The organism is Solibacillus merdavium (genome assembly GCF_014836935.1).
GTDB classification, from domain to species: Bacteria; Bacillota; Bacilli; order Bacillales_A; family Planococcaceae; genus Solibacillus; species Solibacillus ferritrahens.
On record NZ_JACSPW010000017.1, the window covers coordinates 53,713 to 69,822 of the forward strand.

Sequence of the window (16,110 nt, forward strand, 5' to 3'; positions counted from 1 at the left end):
TTCATCACTTTTTTTGACTTAATAATGATAAAGAAATGAAATATATATTATGAAAACATTATGATATGATGGATTAAACTGACAATTGTTTGAGGTGATAACATGCAAGCTAAATTAGATAAATCAGACTGTATGTTTTTAATTTCGGATGAGAAGTTAAATCAATTTCAACAAATGATTGATGAACTTGATTTATTTACACTTGTACTTCCATTTGTTGAAGAATCTTACCAACGTTCTATTTGGATATTGGATATTTGGTATTCAATATCTAATGAAGAAATCAATCGTATATCCAATCCGGAAAATACAATGATCTATCCATATAGGAATTCAATATTAGGGATTATTAAAACTTTACCAATAAAACGTTATATACAGCTTGCTCTTTATGAGAATGAAAGGTTAGCATTTTTATGTGCTATTTATATTTATAATGAGTTAGATGATTTTATTTCTAAGAAAATGGCTATAAAAGAAGAAGTTAAGGAAAACTTTGATGCACTAAAGAAATATAGCAATAAAAGTTTAAGACCCTTTTTTGACTCGAAATATATTGAATATGAGAATTATCCCAAAAAATTAGCTATGTTGCAGAATACTGTCGTAAATGAATTGCACGAAATACATAAAAAATATGAAATACCATTGTCTTGGACTTTCGAAAAAGCAATTGATGATGCAAGCAAAGTTTATGAAGCGGTGTTCGGGCTAATAAATGATTGGGGTGGACGTGTTCCATGATTATTTCAAATCAAATAGAACATTTAAAAAATTTGTATAAAGACCTGAAATTTTTGGAAGTTATCCAATTTGGAACAATTACGTTACCTATTACGCTCCAAGAAAAACGGTATGATGATGCACTGATCTGTTATCAGTATCTAGCTTCTGCTTACTATGAAAACGGAAGCTATGAAAATTTCCACGTTGTTATGACAGAGTATGAAAAGTTATGTTTAACATATGGGAAAGATGAAAATAAAATGTATTTTTATTATTTATATAGCCTTTTACAAGTTATTGTTAGAGACTTTGATGCAGCGGTAGAAGCAACAAAAAAATCAATCAAATATGCACATTTTTTAAAGTATCATGACCTAATTGTGGTGAATTATTATAATATTGCTGCCCAATTAGTCCATAAAAAGGAATTGGAAAAAGCAAGAATAGGAATGAGCTTGGCGAAGTTTTATAAAAATAACATTTGCGAATCAAATATCACGATTGTTAGAGGGTATATAGGGGCGCTCTATTATTTTGCAACAATGGGCAACAATGAGGAATTTCAAGAAGTAAAGCAGGTTTTTTTAAAACTTATAAAAGATAGACAAACATTTTATGATGCAAAGATTTCGTTTGCAGAAGCAATCTTAACATTAAACTTAGGGCAACTAGAGGAAAGTGTTATATTTTTTGAATATGCATACCTTCGATTTAAAGAGCAACAAAATATTATGTTTTTAATAAATATAGAAGAATATATTAATAATTTTAATCTAGGTGATAAATTTCAATATACAAAAGAGCTAAGAGAAATTATTAAAAATTCACATCGAAAACCGTTGGATATAAATAATGTTAAAAGTGTATTGTCAGATTTATTTGAAGATGATACTTCCACCTTATCTATCAAGTATCCAAATGTCATTTCGAAAGAGCTAATCGTACAGCATGTTGAACATGCCCTTCAAAATAATGAAACACTGTATTGTTTCCATTGGTGTTTTATTACGGATGAAATTGAAGAGTTATTTGGTAAGTTATTCGTAGAACAGTTGTTGTTTACATTATTTGAAACGGTTTATCACTTCATTTTTAAACATAATGCAGAAGTTAATGTCCTATCCAAAAATGAAGGAGAGGCATTTATAAGGGGTATATCAGAATCGGAATTTTTCGAACTGTTAATGGAGTTAGAAGAGAAGCTACAATCAAAAGTAGTACATTCTAAAATGGGGATTTTGGAAGTACCGATACATTTTGGTTTTATACATTCAAATCAATTGCCAGAAAAGCAAGCTTCTTATGAACAATTAACAGCTCATGCTGATGCAAGCCTATATTATGCAAAGTCACACGGGCAACTTTATATTTATAATTAATTCGAAATAGTTTGAAAAAAATATATTTAAGCTTTACAATATAATGTATAGTAAAAGCAATGATGAAAGAAGAGTAGTAAAGTTTCGTTTTCTAGAGAGCTAACGGTCGGTGGAAGTTAGTAAACGCACTTTATGAATGGAATTTCTAGCTGCACGAAGGAAATGTCGTGCCGTAGCTCTCACGTTACGAGATTTGAGTGGACTAATTTTTTTAGTCAATAAAGGTGGCACCACGGCTCTTTCGTCCTTTAATAACGAAAGGGCCTTTTTGTATGCATTTTTAGTTGAGTTGAGGAGAGATGAGCATGGTAGTTGAGATGAGAAGTTATGTAGTAAAGCAAATAAATGGAGATACTTATACACCGATTTCTATTTATGAATCAGTGCAGGGGACAAAAAAAGTATTATTTGAATCGAATGCTAAATTTAAACATAATGGGCGCTATTCATTTATTGCATTTAATCCTGTAGGGGAGTTAAAAGGTGATGCAACAACGAGCACATTCCGTATTCATGACGAGCCTTTAGCAACCGAGCAACTCCCTGTGCTGGCAAAGTTAAAAGAATTACTGCCGATTTGTGATGAGCAATTTCCGTTTGCCTTTTTCGGTGGAGCAATTGGCTATTTCGGCTATGAAACAGCCTTCCACTTTGAAAATATAGGGGAAATTGTAGGCGACAACTATAATATGCCAGATGTTCATGTATATTTTTATGAAACATTTATCGTAATTGATCATTTATTGCAGCAAATTTCGATTGTTGCACTCGATCTTTTTGAAAAAGGCTATTCCGCTGAACAAATGCAGCAGAAAGTGGATGTAATTGAACAGATGCTTACTAAAGCAACACAGTTAACACCTAATAACCCTGTTGAAGTGAAATTTTCTCCAACGATTAAAAAGGACTGCTTTATCGAAATGGTTGAAACTGCGAAAGAACATATACGTAAAGGTGATATATTTCAAGTTGTTTTATCACAAACTTTTGAAGCGGATTATAGTGAAAATCCATTTTCGCTTTATCGGAAATTACGTACGTCAAATCCATCTCCTTATATGTTTTATATTGATTTTGACGATTATACGATTTTAGGAACATCACCTGAAAGCCTAGTAAAAGTTCAGGATGGTATTGTGACGACGAATCCGATTGCAGGAACGAAACCTCGTGGGAAAACACCACAAGAAGATGAAGCATTGGCGACATCGCTTTTACAGGATGAAAAGGAAATTGCCGAGCATAAAATGTTAGTCGATCTTGGACGAAATGATGTCGGTCGCGTTGCACAAATCGGAACGGTGCAAGTGACGAAATATATGGAAATCGAAAAATATAAATTCGTTATGCACATCGTGTCGGAAGTGTCTGGCAAATTGCGAGATGATGCACATTTAGTCGATGTTCTTGCATCAAGCCTGCCTGCTGGAACTGTTTCAGGAGCGCCGAAAATTCGAGCGATGCAGATTATTAATGACTTGGAGCGTCGCAAACGCGGCATATATGCTGGGGCAATAGGTTATTTATCCACTTCAGGCAATATGGATTTAGCACTTGCGATTCGGACGATGATTGTAAAAGATGGGAAAGCCTATGTTCAGGCGGGTGCCGGTATAGTGTATGACTCAGTGCCGGAGAAAGAATACGAAGAAACGTTAAATAAGGCAAAGGCATTGCTGGAGGTGCGCTCATGATTTTACTCATCGATAATTATGATTCGTTTACGTATAATTTGTATCATCAAATTGCAGAGTTTGGTGAAGAAGTAAAGGTTGTTCGGAATGATACTGTAACAGTTAATGATATTCGTTCAATGAAACCGAAAGCCATTGTTATTTCACCAGGTCCGGGTGAGCCAAAGGAAGCGGGTATTGTAATAGAAATGATCCAACAGCTATACACAGAGTTTCCGATTTTAGGTATTTGCTTAGGGCACCAATCAATTGGGGAAGCTTTTGGGGCAACAGTGAGCCAGGCGAAAAATATAATGCACGGCAAAACGAGTAAGCTTCGATTTGATAAAAAAGGTTTGTTTGAGCATTTTGAAAGGGAAATTGAAGTGATGCGCTATCATTCACTTATTATCGAAAAAGAGACATTGCATGAGGAATTTGAGATTGTTGCAATAAGCGCGGATGATAAGGAAATTATGGCGATTCAACATTGTAAGTTCCCTGTATACGGTTTACAGTTCCACCCTGAGTCTATTGGAACAAAGCTTGGTTCCGAGATGATTAGGAAATTTCTAAAAGAGGTGGAGGTCCGTGTATGATTCCAAAAGATAAACATGATTTAGCGGCAGTGGAACAGTTAAAAAAAGCAGATGCTGAATTTGTCATCCCTATATTGCCACAACTGCTTGAATGGATTCAGGATATGAACTGGCCGGTAGCTGAGCCAATGGTCGAACTATTGCTTCACTATCCAAATGAGATAACTCCACTTGTTGAAGAGGTTCTTCGTGGAGACGATGATATGTGGATTTACTGGTGCTTAGTAAGCATCGTACCGAAGCTACCGTTTTATTCGAAGCTTGTATTGGCAGATGCAGTGGAGAAAATTGCTGCTCTGGAGGAAAACCCATTTAATGAAAGTAATATTGAAGCTGCTAAAGAGGCATTACAAAGTTTCGAACCATAAAAATATAGCCTAATCAGATATCTGGTTAGGCTATATTTTTGAGGGAATTGAAAAGAAAATGAGTCCAATTTTAAATATATATCCGTCTATAAAAACTGTATTACTCTAAAAAATACCGTTAAATAATAGGAATATTAACGATGCAAACTTCGGCAATTTTAATCCTCTCTCCTTATTTTGGCTTACTAATTCCATTAACCATTCTATGTATTGTATTTTTTATACTCGTAACGTTTTTCGTAATCATGCCATTATATCTAGAAATACAACAGGAGGAAAAATTTTAATTTTAAAAAAAATGCAGCCGAATTCAAATGTTCGGCTGCAGTTACTCTTTATATGTCAACGTTATAGTAATTTTGTAATATCAGTTTCAGCCTTCATTGGATTATCCTTTGGGGCATAGCGTTTAATGACATTGCCATCCCGATCGACTAAAAACTTCGTGAAATTCCATTTTACCGATTGACCTAAAAGTCCTTTTGCCTCGGAAGATAAATGTTTAAACAATGGGTGAGCCTCTGCGCCGTTTACTTTAATCATTTCATGCATTGGAAAAGTTACGCCATAGTCCATACGGCAAAATTCAGCAGCATCTTCACTTGAAGATAATTCCTGTTTAAATTGATCTGATGGGAAACCAAGTACGACAAATCCTTCTTCTTTATACTTTTCATAAAGTTCTTCGAGTTCAGAAAATTGATTCGTAAAGCCACATTTGCTCGCTGTATTGACGATCATCATTACCTGCCCTTTATAGCGGTCTAATTCATATTGTTCCCCTTTTTCTGTTTTAACCGGGATATCATAAATATTCATTAATACTCTCCTCCTAAAAACCTACTAATATTATATTTTGTATTATTATCGTACGGAAAAAATACCTGTATGTAAAATAATCCATTCCAATAGAATGAAAAATTAAAATATAATTATTGTCGAAAAAATGTCGAATGAGGAATTTTATTATGTAAACGTGACAGTTGTCACTGTGTGAGAACTATGTTTGCGCTTACATTATGTGGAGCAAATAATTTTATACATCAAGGGGATTTACAATGACAAAAAAAATTGCATGGGTTACAGATACAGCGGCATTATTATCACCGGATTTTATAAAGAAGCATAACATACACGTGCTTGCATTGAATATTGTTTTTGAAGAGGGCGCATTGCGCGAAACAATTGATATGACACATGATGAATTTTACGATAAATTAAAAAATGCAAAAGCACATCCAAAAACATCCCAACCAGCTTTTGGTGAACATGTAGCACTATATGAAAAATTAAAACAAGAAGGCTATGATTGTGCAATTGCCATTCATACATCCGAGCAATTATCGGGAACAGTATTAAGTGCTCCAATGGCCGCTGCACAAGCGGGTTTTAGAAATTATGTTATTGATGCAAAAATTGGGTCCTACCCAATGCAATACATGCTGGAGTTAGGATTGGAACTGGAAAAAGAAGGCCTAGAACCTGAAGAAATAGTAGAGAAAATTGAAGCAATGCGTGGAAATGCAGAACTTGCCTTTATACCAGCGAGCTTAGAACAGTTGAATAAAAGTGGAAGAGTTTCAGGGACAGCTATGTTTCTTAGTAATTTATTAAATATTAAATTAGTCATTGAATATAATAAAGAAGGCGGCGTAGAGGTTGCACAAAAAGTACGTGCCGATAAGCGTGCGAAAAAAGCCGTTATTGAAAAACTACAGCACGCCATTCAAAAATCACAGGTAAAAGAAGTGGCTGTTATACATTGTAATAATCTTGCTGGAGCAATTGAGTGGAAAAAGGAACTAGAAGTTCAGTTTCCCAAAATTATTTTTACTCCGACACCATTATCTGCATGTGTAGGTGTTCATGCGGGTGAAGGGACTTTAGGTCTAACTTGGGTACGTGAATAGAAAAATGCAGGGTATCATTCAGATGCCCTGCATTTTTTTGAAGTTTAAATTAATATAATGAATTAAGCTAGCGAAAATCAATGTCATTAAAAGGGAAGATGCCATAAAGGTTACCGTACCTGTCCAGCCGTATTTTGACCAAAACAAACCTCCGATGGTTCCTCCTATACTGGAACCCATATAATAGGCAAATAAGTATAAGGAAGAGGCTTGTGCCTTATCGGTCTTTGCTAATTGAGTTACCCAACTGCTTGCTATGGAATGGGACCCGAAAAAACCAAATGTAAAAATGATAAGACCCATAATTTTTAATGTTAAATTTACTGGAAAAGTCAATAAGGTCCCGGCCAGCATAATAATTATACCGCTATATAAAACCTTTTGACGTCCATATGTATCGGACAAGCTGCCAAACCAAGCGGAGCTCCATGACCCGACTAGGTATACGATAAAAAGCCAACTGACAATTGTCATGCTTAAAAGATACGGTGGCTCGACTAATTTGAATCCAATATAGTTGTACATAGTGACAAAGCTACCCATTAATGTGAAACCAATCCCAAATAATAATACAAGTTTTTTGTTTTTAATATGCTGAAGCAATGTTTTTGATAACAGTTTAAACTGTAATGGTCGTGGCTTGAAATGTTTCGATTCCGGAAGTGCCCAGACGAAATAACAACTTATAATAATGCTGATTACACCAAGAACAATCATACCTATTTGCCAACTGTAAAGATCAGACATTGTACCAATAATGATTCGCCCGGATAGTCCTCCAACAGCATTTCCACTTATGTAAAGTCCCATTGCAGCACCAAAACTTGATGGATCCATTTCTTCCCCTAAATATGCCATTGCAATTGCGGGAACCCCTGCAAATACAAAACCTTGCAGAATTCGAAGTACAAGAATAGCTTCAAAATTAGGTGCAAAAGCTAATGCGAAAGTTAGGAAAGATGCCGCAAATATCGAGATTGTCATCAACTTTTTCCGTCCCCACGATTCGGATAAGGAGCTGAATAGTATAAGGCTAAATGCAAGGGCAGAAGTAGCTGCAGAGAGCGACAAGCTTGCTATAGCCGGGGAAACATTATAGTCTTTTGAAAACTGGGGCAGAAGTGGCTGTGTAACGTAAAGATTTGCAAAAGTAATAAAGCCCGCGGAAAACAGAGCGATATTCGTCATTGTAAATGCTTTCGTTCCCTTTTTTATGTATTCCATAATACCCCCATCAATCGTGAATAGCTGACCACAAGGACAGCTTTTCGTATTCGCTATTCCATTGATTGTCCTGTTAACACTTTAGCAATTTGTTCAATTGTCATGTCAGAGTTCAAATCAAAGGCACCTTTTTGAATGGAGCGTGCGTAATCCGGTTTGGATAAATACAACTCGAGCTCGCGTCCATTTGTAACAATACCCAAATCTTCTGCCTGCTGTCCGATTGTATAAATGGAAACATCTTCATATATATAAATCGTCGCTTCTGTAGTTTGCTTATTATTCGCTGTTTCTTCATTTAAAGAAGAGGAATCCTCTGAGCGATTCGTTTTTTCAGGTGTTTCATTATTAGATTTTTCTTCTGAATTAGAATTTTGTTTGTCCAATTGCTCGGTTAACAAGGTTATTTGATCTTCATAATCTTTTAACTGCTGTTCATATAGCGCTATATCTTTTTGTTCGGATTCAGTTTCAATAGAGGGTAGATCAATTACAGCGATGCTTGCACCCGCAACAAATAGACCGATTCCAAATGCTCGCAACGAGGATTTCATTGTTTACCTCCATTTGCCAAAATCGATTGGATTTGAGCATGTGATAAAGTGGAAAGCTTACTGATTTCATCAATTGATAAACCTTGATTGTTTAATGCCAAAACCTGGCTTACTAAAATTCCGTTAATGGGCTTATTATTTTTTTCAGATTTTAATCCCGATTGGGTACTATTGTGTTGGGCTGTTTTCATTTGATCAGCCACTTTCTGAAAAGAAGTAAAAGCATCTGTTTGGTTGGTTTCGGGTTGCTTCACCTGGAAATTCGGTTCTACCAGTAACTCCTCCTCCAATAGCTTAATCCGGCGTTTTAAAGCATTAGTTTCCTGATAAATATTAATAGATAAATCTTCTACATCTTTTTCAACCTGTACGGACTTATCTTTTAAAAATAACGATAAGATAATGACGATAATTCCTACAATCATTAATATCGAAGAAAGTTCCATATATATTCCTCCGTTTTAATTTACTAATCTTATTAAAGATGTAATGAAACTGGCACTTGTTTGTATAAAAACTTGCCATCTCATTACAGATTCACTTTATTTTAACATAGTAAAACTTAATAATAAATCATACTAGATTTTTTGAGAGAGTGTGTTATAATAGGTAAGTCGTATAAATCATGCTCAAATAAATTTATTCTTAATTTAGAGTGGGAGGGTTAATGATGCGCGTAAACATTACTTTAGCTTGCACAGACTGCGGCGAACGTAACTACATTTCAAAAAAGAACAAGCGTAACAATCCAGAGCGTCTTGAACTTAAAAAATATTGCTCTCGCGAGAAGAAGTACACTCTTCACCGTGAAACAAAGTAATAATCGCTCAGTTAGCCAAAACCACTTGTGGGTTTTGGCTTTTTACTTGAACATGGACAATGTTGAACGTTTTTATGATGGATGGATTAAAAATTGATCTATGATAATAACTGTTAACTTTTATATGAGGGAAGTAGGGAGATTTGGTGGATAAAAGGGATTATCGTAAACAAGTGCAGGAAAATTTGAAGCGTATGACTTATCAAACATATCGTGAGCGCTCATTGAATTTAGCCAGACAGTTATTACAAGAACCTTCCATTAAAAACGCTAGTACCATCGCAATCACTTTATCAAATCAACCTGAAGTAGAAACAACGTTTATAATCGAGCAATTTTGGTTATTAAATAAGAAGGTTGTCGTTCCAAAATGCAATCCTGCAGATCGTTCGATGCAGTTTTATAAAATAGATAGCTTTGCTGAAACGGAACGGGCATACAAAAATATTTTAGAACCCATTCCGGAATTGACACAATTAGTCGATAAAGAGGAAATAGACGTGATAGTTGTTCCAGGTGTAGTATTTGATCGTCAAGGCTACCGCATCGGTTTTGGTGGTGGTTATTATGATCGCTTTTTGGTTGGATATAACGGAAAACGCATTTCCCTTGCTTTTGAAGAACAGTTGTTGAATGAAGTGCCGAGAGAATCACATGATCTTCCGGTACATATACTACTTACAGACAAAGAGCGCATAATTTGTGCATAAATGTTGGAGGAACGACAAATGAAGTCAATGTTGGATATAATTGGATTGCTGAAACAATACGGAATTTACATTTATACGAAGGATCGTATTGGTGATCTATATTTGATGGAAGATGAGATTAAGGAATTATATAAGACAAACGTACTGGATATTAAAGATTTTCAAATGGCTTTATTAATTTTACGTCAAGAAGAGCAAAGGCTTAAGCGTGAAAATAATTATTAGTTATTGTATAATACTAGGTATCGTTTACTTGACTGCTATAACTAGGGGTTTTAAACGTTCTGATAATTATACCCTTAGTTTAACAGCGGAAATTAACCGCTGTTTTCATATTTTACGAAACCTTTTCGTTTGTAATACGTACTAAATAATAGTGTAATTTTCAAAATGCATTTTCAGTATTTTTTCAAAGTATTACTATTGCGTATTAGACTGAAAAGCTTTAAGATATATTTTGTTTCACTTGGAATTTGGGATTTACACAAATAAAAATAATATATTTAATAAATTTGAATATGTAAAGAGAGGATGTATAGGATATGAAAGATTTTAAATGGCCTAAACATTCGATATTAGCGATTGCCGTAATAGCAACATGGATTAAAACTGTAATTGTTTATGAAACAAGTTTTGATATGAAAATAGAGAATGCGATGCAATTATTAATTTTAATCATCAATCCTTTAAGCTTTTTGTTATTTTTCTATGGATTGGCATTATTTTTAAAATCATCAAAGGCACGAAATCGTTTTATCGTTGGCGGTAGTATATTACTGGCATTCGTTTTATATGGAAACGTAGCTTTCTACCGTTTTTATAATGATTTTGTCACATTGCCGGTATTATTTCAAACAAGCAATTTCGGAGAGTTAGGAACATCCGCGGCAGCAATTATCAATTGGACGGATATTTTATATTTCATCGATGTTGCGATTATAATAACTGTACTGAAGCTAATGCCAAAAGCTGATCAATTCCAGCCAATTCGCAAAGATGCACGTAAAGCATATTTTGTGATGACAGCTGCAGTATTATTTTTGAATTTGGGATTAGCAGAAACAGAACGTCCACAGCTATTAACTCGTGCGTTTGATCGTGAGCTGCTAGTTAAAAATATCGGAACTTATAATTACCATCTATATGATGTGTATGTGCAATCTAAATCATCTGCTCAACGTGCTTTAGCAGATGGTAGTGAGCTTGTAGAAGTGAATAACTATATACGTGCTAATCAGGCAGAGCCTAATATCCAAATGTTAGGTAAGTATGAAGGACGCAATGTCATTGCTATATCATTGGAATCATTGCAATCCTTTGTTATTAATAATGAAATGAATGGGGAAGTTATTACACCTTTCCTTAATTCATTAACACAAGATAAAGATACGTACTACTTTAGTGATTTTTATCATCAGACAGGACTAGGAAAAACATCCGATTCAGAGTTTATCTTTGAAAACTCGTTATATGGTCTAGGCCGTGGAGCAGTATTCTTTACACATGGTGAAAATACGTATAACTCCTTTGCAGAGCGTTTAGGAGAGAATGGCTATTTCACGAATGTTATGCATGCGAACAATAAATCATTCTGGAACCGTGATATGATTTATAAATCGTTTAATATAAATAAATTTTACGATATTGAATCATATGAAGTAACTGAAGAAACATCTGTAAACTGGGGATTAAAGGATGTTCCATTCTTTGAACAATCAGCAGCATTGATGAAAGAAATGCCACAGCCGTTCTATAGCCGATTAATTACATTAACAAACCATTATCCATTCTATCTGGATCCGGAAGATATGATGATTCCAGAATATGATTCTAACTCCGGTACATTGAATCGTTACTTCCAAACGGTTCGTTATTTGGATGAATCAGTAAAGGAATTCTTCGACGATCTAAAAGAACAAGGCTTATATGAAAACTCAATTATCGTTATGTATGGTGACCATTACGGAATATCAGAAAACCATAATAAGGCGATGGCGAAATATTTAGGTAAAGAAGAAATCACACCTTATGACAGCGCATTATTACAGGCTGTACCATTATATATTCATATTCCGGGCGACAATGAGGGACAAGTGATGGATAATGTATCAGGGCAACTGGATATTCGTCCAACATTATTGCACCTTCTAGGTATTGAGACATCCAAAGATATGCAGCTTGGGGCAGATTTATTTTCAGAGGAACATGAAGATTTCGTTATTTTCCGTGATGGCCGTTTTATTACGGATAAAGTAGTTTACGCTGGGGAAGTTTGTTATGACCGTGCTTCAGGTGAATCAATTGAAATCGATGAATGTCAGCCATATATTGACCGCGCTACACAGGAATTAGAATATTCCGATCAGATTATCAATGGCGATTTATTACGCTTTTATGATTCGGAAACAGGTAATTTATTAACAGATCAAGATTATAAATAACAAAAAGCTGTTCTTGAATATTAAATTCAAGAACAGCTTTTTTATCTGTATGAAAAAAACGCACCGCCAAAGTAGCGATACGCTTTTCCTTTTTTTGCAATTAGTGTGTTGGTGGATAACCTTGATTTAAAACTGTCATGATAACAAACCAACCAAATACTCCTGCTGCTAAAGCATTGAATGCTACAGCTAAAAGATTTTTTTCCTTGATTGATTGGAATATGCCAACTACGCCAAAAATTGCAACTAAACCAAAAATAACCATTAATAAGTTCATAATAAATTGACACTCCTTTAAGACATTCCAAAAAATGTCGCAACAATATTCCTCTTTTATTGTAAAGGTTTCCAATTCGTTTGTCGAGAACTAAAAATGACGTTTGTTTGAACGTTAGTTTTCACTATCTAGGAAGAAGAAAAAATGTATAATGAGAATTGAGGTGATAGAGATGTTAAATATAAGAAAGTATAGTTTAGGCCCAGTACAAACAAATTGTTATATTGTAAGTAATAAGAAGAAGGAATGTCTTATTTTTGATCCTGGTGAAGAAGCGGGACGAATTATTGGTGAGATTCGTAAAAATGGATTGAAACCATTAGCCATTTTATTGACGCATACACACTTTGATCATATCGGTGCAGTGGATGCCGTAAGAGAAACGTATAGTATTCCTCTATATGTACACGTAAGGGAAGTGGATTGGTTAGCTGATCCGCTGAAAAACGGCTCAGGGAAGTATGCGGAGTTGCCAAATTATAAAGTGGGGAAACCTGATGAAGCGCATATTATTCGTCAGGAAGGCGAGCTGGAAATTGGCGGATTTACAATGGGTGTTATACATACACCTGGGCATTCACCAGGTAGTATATCTTTTATTTTTAAAGAAGATGGCTTTGCTATTGTTGGGGATACGTTATTTGAACAAAGCGTCGGTCGAACGGATTTACTCGGAGGTTCAATGGAGATTTTACTTAAGTCGATACATGATAAATTATTATCATTACCGGAAGATACAATTATCTATCCAGGTCATGGAGAGTATACGACTCCAGCGGCGGAAATGAATTCCAATCCATTTTTAAATGGATTTTAAAAGTATGGTCTTTATATAATGCAATTAAATTTAAAATAAAAAAACGACCGCTCTTAATTAAGAGCGGGCGTTTTTTAATGTCCACCACCAGGTGTGTGGATAAATGTTGTATAATATGTGAATCCGGCGAAGAATACTGTTAAATATGCTCCGAAAATGTACATGTACATGCGTTCTGAAAGATTTAAGAAGCCTAATAATAAGAATAAACCTGTATTACCTACGAATAATAGCGAAACCTCGTTCATACCACCAAGGTAGAACATAACGGCGAAAATAGCAGTCCAGAATGCCATAACTTTATACATATTGCTCATGAATTTCCCTCCTTTTTCAAAAAAATAGAGTAATCTCTTAACCATTATAAATCAAGTTTCTTAATAATGTAAACTGGAAGTTATGGAAGAGTTGTGACAATCGCGTGATTTTTCCCATTAATTGTGAACTGAGATTTTATATTTACAGAAAGAACATGCATTCATCATGCTTTCTACCTGGGAAATTTCATTATTGCCAAACAATATATCAACTTGTCCTTTTAAATAAGATTCATGAAGTTGGCATACAATATTTCCGTATTTTTCTAATTGGGTATGGAAAGGACAGTTGAAAATTGAAAATATTAATGTCTTTGTTTGTTCATTTTCAAGAACTTCAGGAACATAGCCGATTAGTTTTGAACTTTTTGTTAGCAGGGCAATCTTATCTTCAAATGTTAAAGGGAATTTCCTTTTCATCTCATCGAGCATTTCCTGCATCGACTGTTTTCCATCCTCATAACTAATTTCCCGCGCTTTGTTCAAAGCCTCGTCACCTAATTCAAATATAAGTTCAAGCGACCATCTGATTAGAGAAGCTGGATCTCGTCTAGGGAAACTTAGGCTAATTCCTTCATCATTTACTTTATAAACTCGTCCAGGCCGTCCACCTTTTCCCGTTTTTAAATATTCCGCTGAAATTGCATTAATTTCCGAAAGCTTTGTTAAGTGTAAACGTGCCACATTTGAATGAATGTTAAATTGTTCCGCGATTTCCTGTACCGATACAATTTTTTTGTACTGTAACATATATTCATAAATGGAAAATCGAGTTTCATCTGCCAATGTGCTAGTAATTTTAATAGGATGTAGCATTTTTCCACCTCCATCAAGCTAAATATATTATAAAATGGCTTACTTTTCTATTATTCTACATGAAATGTTATTGGAATTGTTAATATTCATACAAAAAATAACTTAAAAAGAAATTATTCCACCATTTATATTAATTTTAAATAGACGGATTTATAATATTAATAGATTGAAGATATCAACTTAAACGAGGTGATTACTATCGAACAGCAATCTATAATTGAGCAAAAATGTTTAGAGCTTTTGTCGAGTGCAGCAAAGCTTGATGCGACAGATATTCATTTAAATCCAAGAGAGGAATGTTTTGATGTACTGCTAAGGAAGTACGGACGTTTCGAAAAAGCCACTGAAATTCCGAATGAACTTGCCATAAGGATGATTTCCTACTTTAAATTTTTGTCATCCCTCGATATTAGCGAAAAAAGAAAACCCCAAAGTGGTGCGTTCCAAAAGTTTATCGGTCAATCGATGTATGCCTTCCGAATTTCTACATTACCTTCTAGCTTTTACAAAGAGAGTTTGGCGATTCGTTTATTGCGTCAAAATCATACAGTCCCCTTAAAAACATTATGTCATTTTCATGAAAGCGTTCGACATCTAGATAGGCTAGCCCGTTTGGATAGTGGGTTAATATTGATTAGTGGTGCGACCGGCAGTGGGAAGACGACAACTTTATATTCGTTGTTGCAATATTGTGCTCAACATCTTTCTCGACATGTTATTTCGATTGAAGATCCCGTGGAAAGTACACAAGATTACCTACTGCAGGTTCAAGTAAATGAAAGGGCAGGCATTACGTATTCTGCTGGTTTGAAAGCAGTACTGAGGCACTCCCCGGAAGTGATTATGCTAGGGGAAATTCGTGATCAGGAAACAGCAAAGGTTGCGATGGAAGCTGCATTTTCAGGGCATTTAGTTATCTCAACAATTCACGCAAAAGATACCGTCAATTGTTTATACAGGCTTCAGGATTTATCCATCTCATATGAGGAAATGAGGCAAATGCTTAAAGCCGTCATTTCACAGCGTCTAGTCGAAACTAATGAACAAGGGTATAAAGCAGTTTTTGAATTTCTGACTGAAGAACAATTACAGAGGGCGATAGAATCTATTTTAGAAGGAAACCGTTTTTCATTACCTTATCATCAAACAATAGCTGGACAAAAAGCATTATTAAAAGGAGAAGATTATGAATTTACTTCTCAATAAAAAATTTTCGTCCATTCCATTCCCATTATTTCAAAAACCAATAATTAAACCTTCCGAATTTCCTACATTACTTCAACGTATTTCTACATTACTAAATGAAGGCTATACATTTGCACATAGTATTGAAATGCTGCTTCCTTATCATGTAAAGCATTATGAACCAGTTCAACTGGAAATATCGAATATATTGCAAAACGGAGCATTCCTGTTAGAAGGATTTTCGGGGACTTGAAAACAAAAAAGCCCTCTTGTATGATGCTTGAGTGTCAACCA

General features: G+C 34.9%; 20 protein-coding genes and 1 other annotated feature. Of the genes, 13 read left to right on the forward strand and 7 right to left on the reverse strand.

Features of this window, described 5'->3' with window-relative positions; translation table 11 throughout:
- The first annotated feature begins 102 nt into the window (after positions 1 to 102).
- The 5 genes from H9632_RS15680 to H9632_RS15700 all read left to right on the forward strand — a co-directional run bounded on the left by H9632_RS15680 (position 103) and on the right by H9632_RS15700 (position 4,745).
- The gene (locus tag H9632_RS15680; RefSeq protein ID WP_191705012.1) at positions 103 to 744 is read left to right on the forward strand and encodes an ATPase; all 642 of its coding nucleotides are present in this window, start codon (positions 103 to 105) and stop codon (positions 742 to 744) included.
- Positions 741 to 2,105, forward strand: coding sequence for a hypothetical protein (locus H9632_RS15685; RefSeq protein WP_191705013.1), 1,365 nt, complete (start codon positions 741 to 743; stop codon positions 2,103 to 2,105). The genes H9632_RS15680 and H9632_RS15685 overlap by 4 nt, the downstream gene beginning before the upstream one ends.
- 50 nt (positions 2,106 to 2,155) lie before the next feature.
- Positions 2,156 to 2,357, forward strand: a binding site (T-box leader).
- A 53-nt stretch (positions 2,358 to 2,410) separates the two neighbouring features.
- Positions 2,411 to 3,799 carry an anthranilate synthase component I gene (trpE, locus tag H9632_RS15690; protein ID WP_191705014.1) on the forward strand — a complete coding sequence of 463 codons (1,389 nt, stop codon included), beginning with the start codon at positions 2,411 to 2,413 and terminating at the stop codon, positions 3,797 to 3,799.
- A complete protein-coding gene (locus H9632_RS15695; protein ID WP_191705015.1) occupies positions 3,796 to 4,377 on the forward strand; it encodes an anthranilate synthase component II in 582 nt (193 codons plus the stop codon). Before trpE ends, H9632_RS15695 begins: the two co-directional genes overlap by 4 nt.
- Positions 4,374 to 4,745: a DUF5071 domain-containing protein gene (locus H9632_RS15700; protein ID WP_191705016.1), complete on the forward strand. Its 372-nt coding sequence runs from the start codon at positions 4,374 to 4,376 to the stop codon at positions 4,743 to 4,745. The genes H9632_RS15695 and H9632_RS15700 overlap by 4 nt, the downstream gene beginning before the upstream one ends.
- A gap of 348 nt (positions 4,746 to 5,093) precedes the next feature.
- Here H9632_RS15700 and H9632_RS15705 read toward each other — a convergent pair whose 3' ends face one another.
- Positions 5,094 to 5,564, reverse strand: coding sequence for a glutathione peroxidase (locus tag H9632_RS15705; protein ID WP_191705017.1), 471 nt, complete (start codon positions 5,562 to 5,564; stop codon positions 5,094 to 5,096).
- Positions 5,565 to 5,803: 239 nt separating this feature from the next.
- Here H9632_RS15705 and H9632_RS15710 point away from each other — a divergent pair, with 239 nt between their 5' ends.
- Positions 5,804 to 6,655: a DegV family protein gene (locus tag H9632_RS15710; RefSeq protein ID WP_191705018.1), complete on the forward strand. Its 852-nt coding sequence runs from the start codon at positions 5,804 to 5,806 to the stop codon at positions 6,653 to 6,655.
- An 18-nt stretch (positions 6,656 to 6,673) separates the two neighbouring features.
- Here the strand turns inward: H9632_RS15710 and H9632_RS15715 are convergent, their stop codons facing one another.
- The 3 genes from H9632_RS15715 to H9632_RS15725 are packed head-to-tail and all read right to left on the reverse strand — an operon-like array spanning position 6,674 to position 8,879.
- Positions 6,674 to 7,879: an MFS transporter gene (locus tag H9632_RS15715; protein WP_191705019.1), complete on the reverse strand. Its 1,206-nt coding sequence runs from the start codon at positions 7,877 to 7,879 to the stop codon at positions 6,674 to 6,676.
- Between the two features lie 53 nt (positions 7,880 to 7,932).
- A complete protein-coding gene (locus H9632_RS15720) occupies positions 7,933 to 8,433 on the reverse strand; it encodes an MltG/YceG/YrrL family protein (protein ID WP_191705020.1) in 501 nt (166 codons plus the stop codon).
- On the reverse strand, positions 8,430 to 8,879 hold the full coding sequence (locus tag H9632_RS15725; RefSeq protein ID WP_191705021.1) for a hypothetical protein: 450 nt from the start codon (positions 8,877 to 8,879) through the stop codon (positions 8,430 to 8,432). Before H9632_RS15725 ends, H9632_RS15720 begins: the two co-directional genes overlap by 4 nt.
- A 224-nt stretch (positions 8,880 to 9,103) precedes the next feature.
- Here H9632_RS15725 and rpmG point away from each other — a divergent pair, with 224 nt between their 5' ends.
- From rpmG to H9632_RS15745, 4 genes are all read left to right on the forward strand, one after another.
- Positions 9,104 to 9,253, forward strand: coding sequence for a 50S ribosomal protein L33 (rpmG, locus tag H9632_RS15730; protein WP_008408521.1), 150 nt, complete (start codon positions 9,104 to 9,106; stop codon positions 9,251 to 9,253).
- A gap of 146 nt (positions 9,254 to 9,399) precedes the next feature.
- Positions 9,400 to 9,963 carry a 5-formyltetrahydrofolate cyclo-ligase gene (locus tag H9632_RS15735; protein ID WP_191705022.1) on the forward strand — a complete coding sequence of 188 codons (564 nt, stop codon included), beginning with the start codon at positions 9,400 to 9,402 and terminating at the stop codon, positions 9,961 to 9,963.
- An 18-nt stretch (positions 9,964 to 9,981) separates the two neighbouring features.
- A complete protein-coding gene (locus H9632_RS15740) occupies positions 9,982 to 10,188 on the forward strand; it encodes a YqgQ family protein (protein ID WP_191705023.1) in 207 nt (68 codons plus the stop codon).
- A gap of 317 nt (positions 10,189 to 10,505) precedes the next feature.
- Positions 10,506 to 12,404: an LTA synthase family protein gene (locus tag H9632_RS15745; protein WP_191705024.1), complete on the forward strand. Its 1,899-nt coding sequence runs from the start codon at positions 10,506 to 10,508 to the stop codon at positions 12,402 to 12,404.
- A 100-nt stretch (positions 12,405 to 12,504) separates the two neighbouring features.
- On the opposite strand, the gene H9632_RS15750 is transcribed toward H9632_RS15745, so the two are convergent.
- Complete coding sequence (locus H9632_RS15750; protein ID WP_191705025.1) at positions 12,505 to 12,681, reverse strand: DUF2759 domain-containing protein; 177 nt, start codon at positions 12,679 to 12,681, stop codon at positions 12,505 to 12,507.
- 172 nt (positions 12,682 to 12,853) lie between these two features.
- Between H9632_RS15750 and H9632_RS15755 the strand changes: the two genes are divergently transcribed.
- A complete protein-coding gene (locus H9632_RS15755; RefSeq protein ID WP_191705026.1) occupies positions 12,854 to 13,498 on the forward strand; it encodes an MBL fold metallo-hydrolase in 645 nt (214 codons plus the stop codon).
- Between the two features lie 74 nt (positions 13,499 to 13,572).
- On the opposite strand, the gene H9632_RS15760 is transcribed toward H9632_RS15755, so the two are convergent.
- Together H9632_RS15760 and H9632_RS15765 are read right to left on the reverse strand one after the other, a co-directional pair.
- The gene (locus H9632_RS15760; protein WP_008404362.1) at positions 13,573 to 13,815 is read right to left on the reverse strand and encodes a DUF2626 family protein; all 243 of its coding nucleotides are present in this window, start codon (positions 13,813 to 13,815) and stop codon (positions 13,573 to 13,575) included.
- Positions 13,816 to 13,932: 117 nt separating this feature from the next.
- Positions 13,933 to 14,631 (reverse strand): helix-turn-helix transcriptional regulator, encoded by a 699-nt coding sequence (locus H9632_RS15765; protein WP_191705027.1) that lies wholly within the window; start codon positions 14,629 to 14,631, stop codon positions 13,933 to 13,935.
- Between the two features lie 189 nt (positions 14,632 to 14,820).
- On the opposite strand from H9632_RS15765, the gene comGA reads away from it, so the two are divergent.
- Positions 14,821 to 15,837, forward strand: a complete 1,017-nt coding sequence (comGA, locus tag H9632_RS15770) for a competence type IV pilus ATPase ComGA (RefSeq protein ID WP_191705028.1) — start codon at positions 14,821 to 14,823, stop codon at positions 15,835 to 15,837.
- Positions 15,818 to 16,069: a hypothetical protein gene (locus H9632_RS15775; RefSeq protein WP_225223880.1), complete on the forward strand. Its 252-nt coding sequence runs from the start codon at positions 15,818 to 15,820 to the stop codon at positions 16,067 to 16,069. Before comGA ends, H9632_RS15775 begins: the two co-directional genes overlap by 20 nt.
- The last annotated feature ends 41 nt before the right edge of the window (positions 16,070 to 16,110 follow it).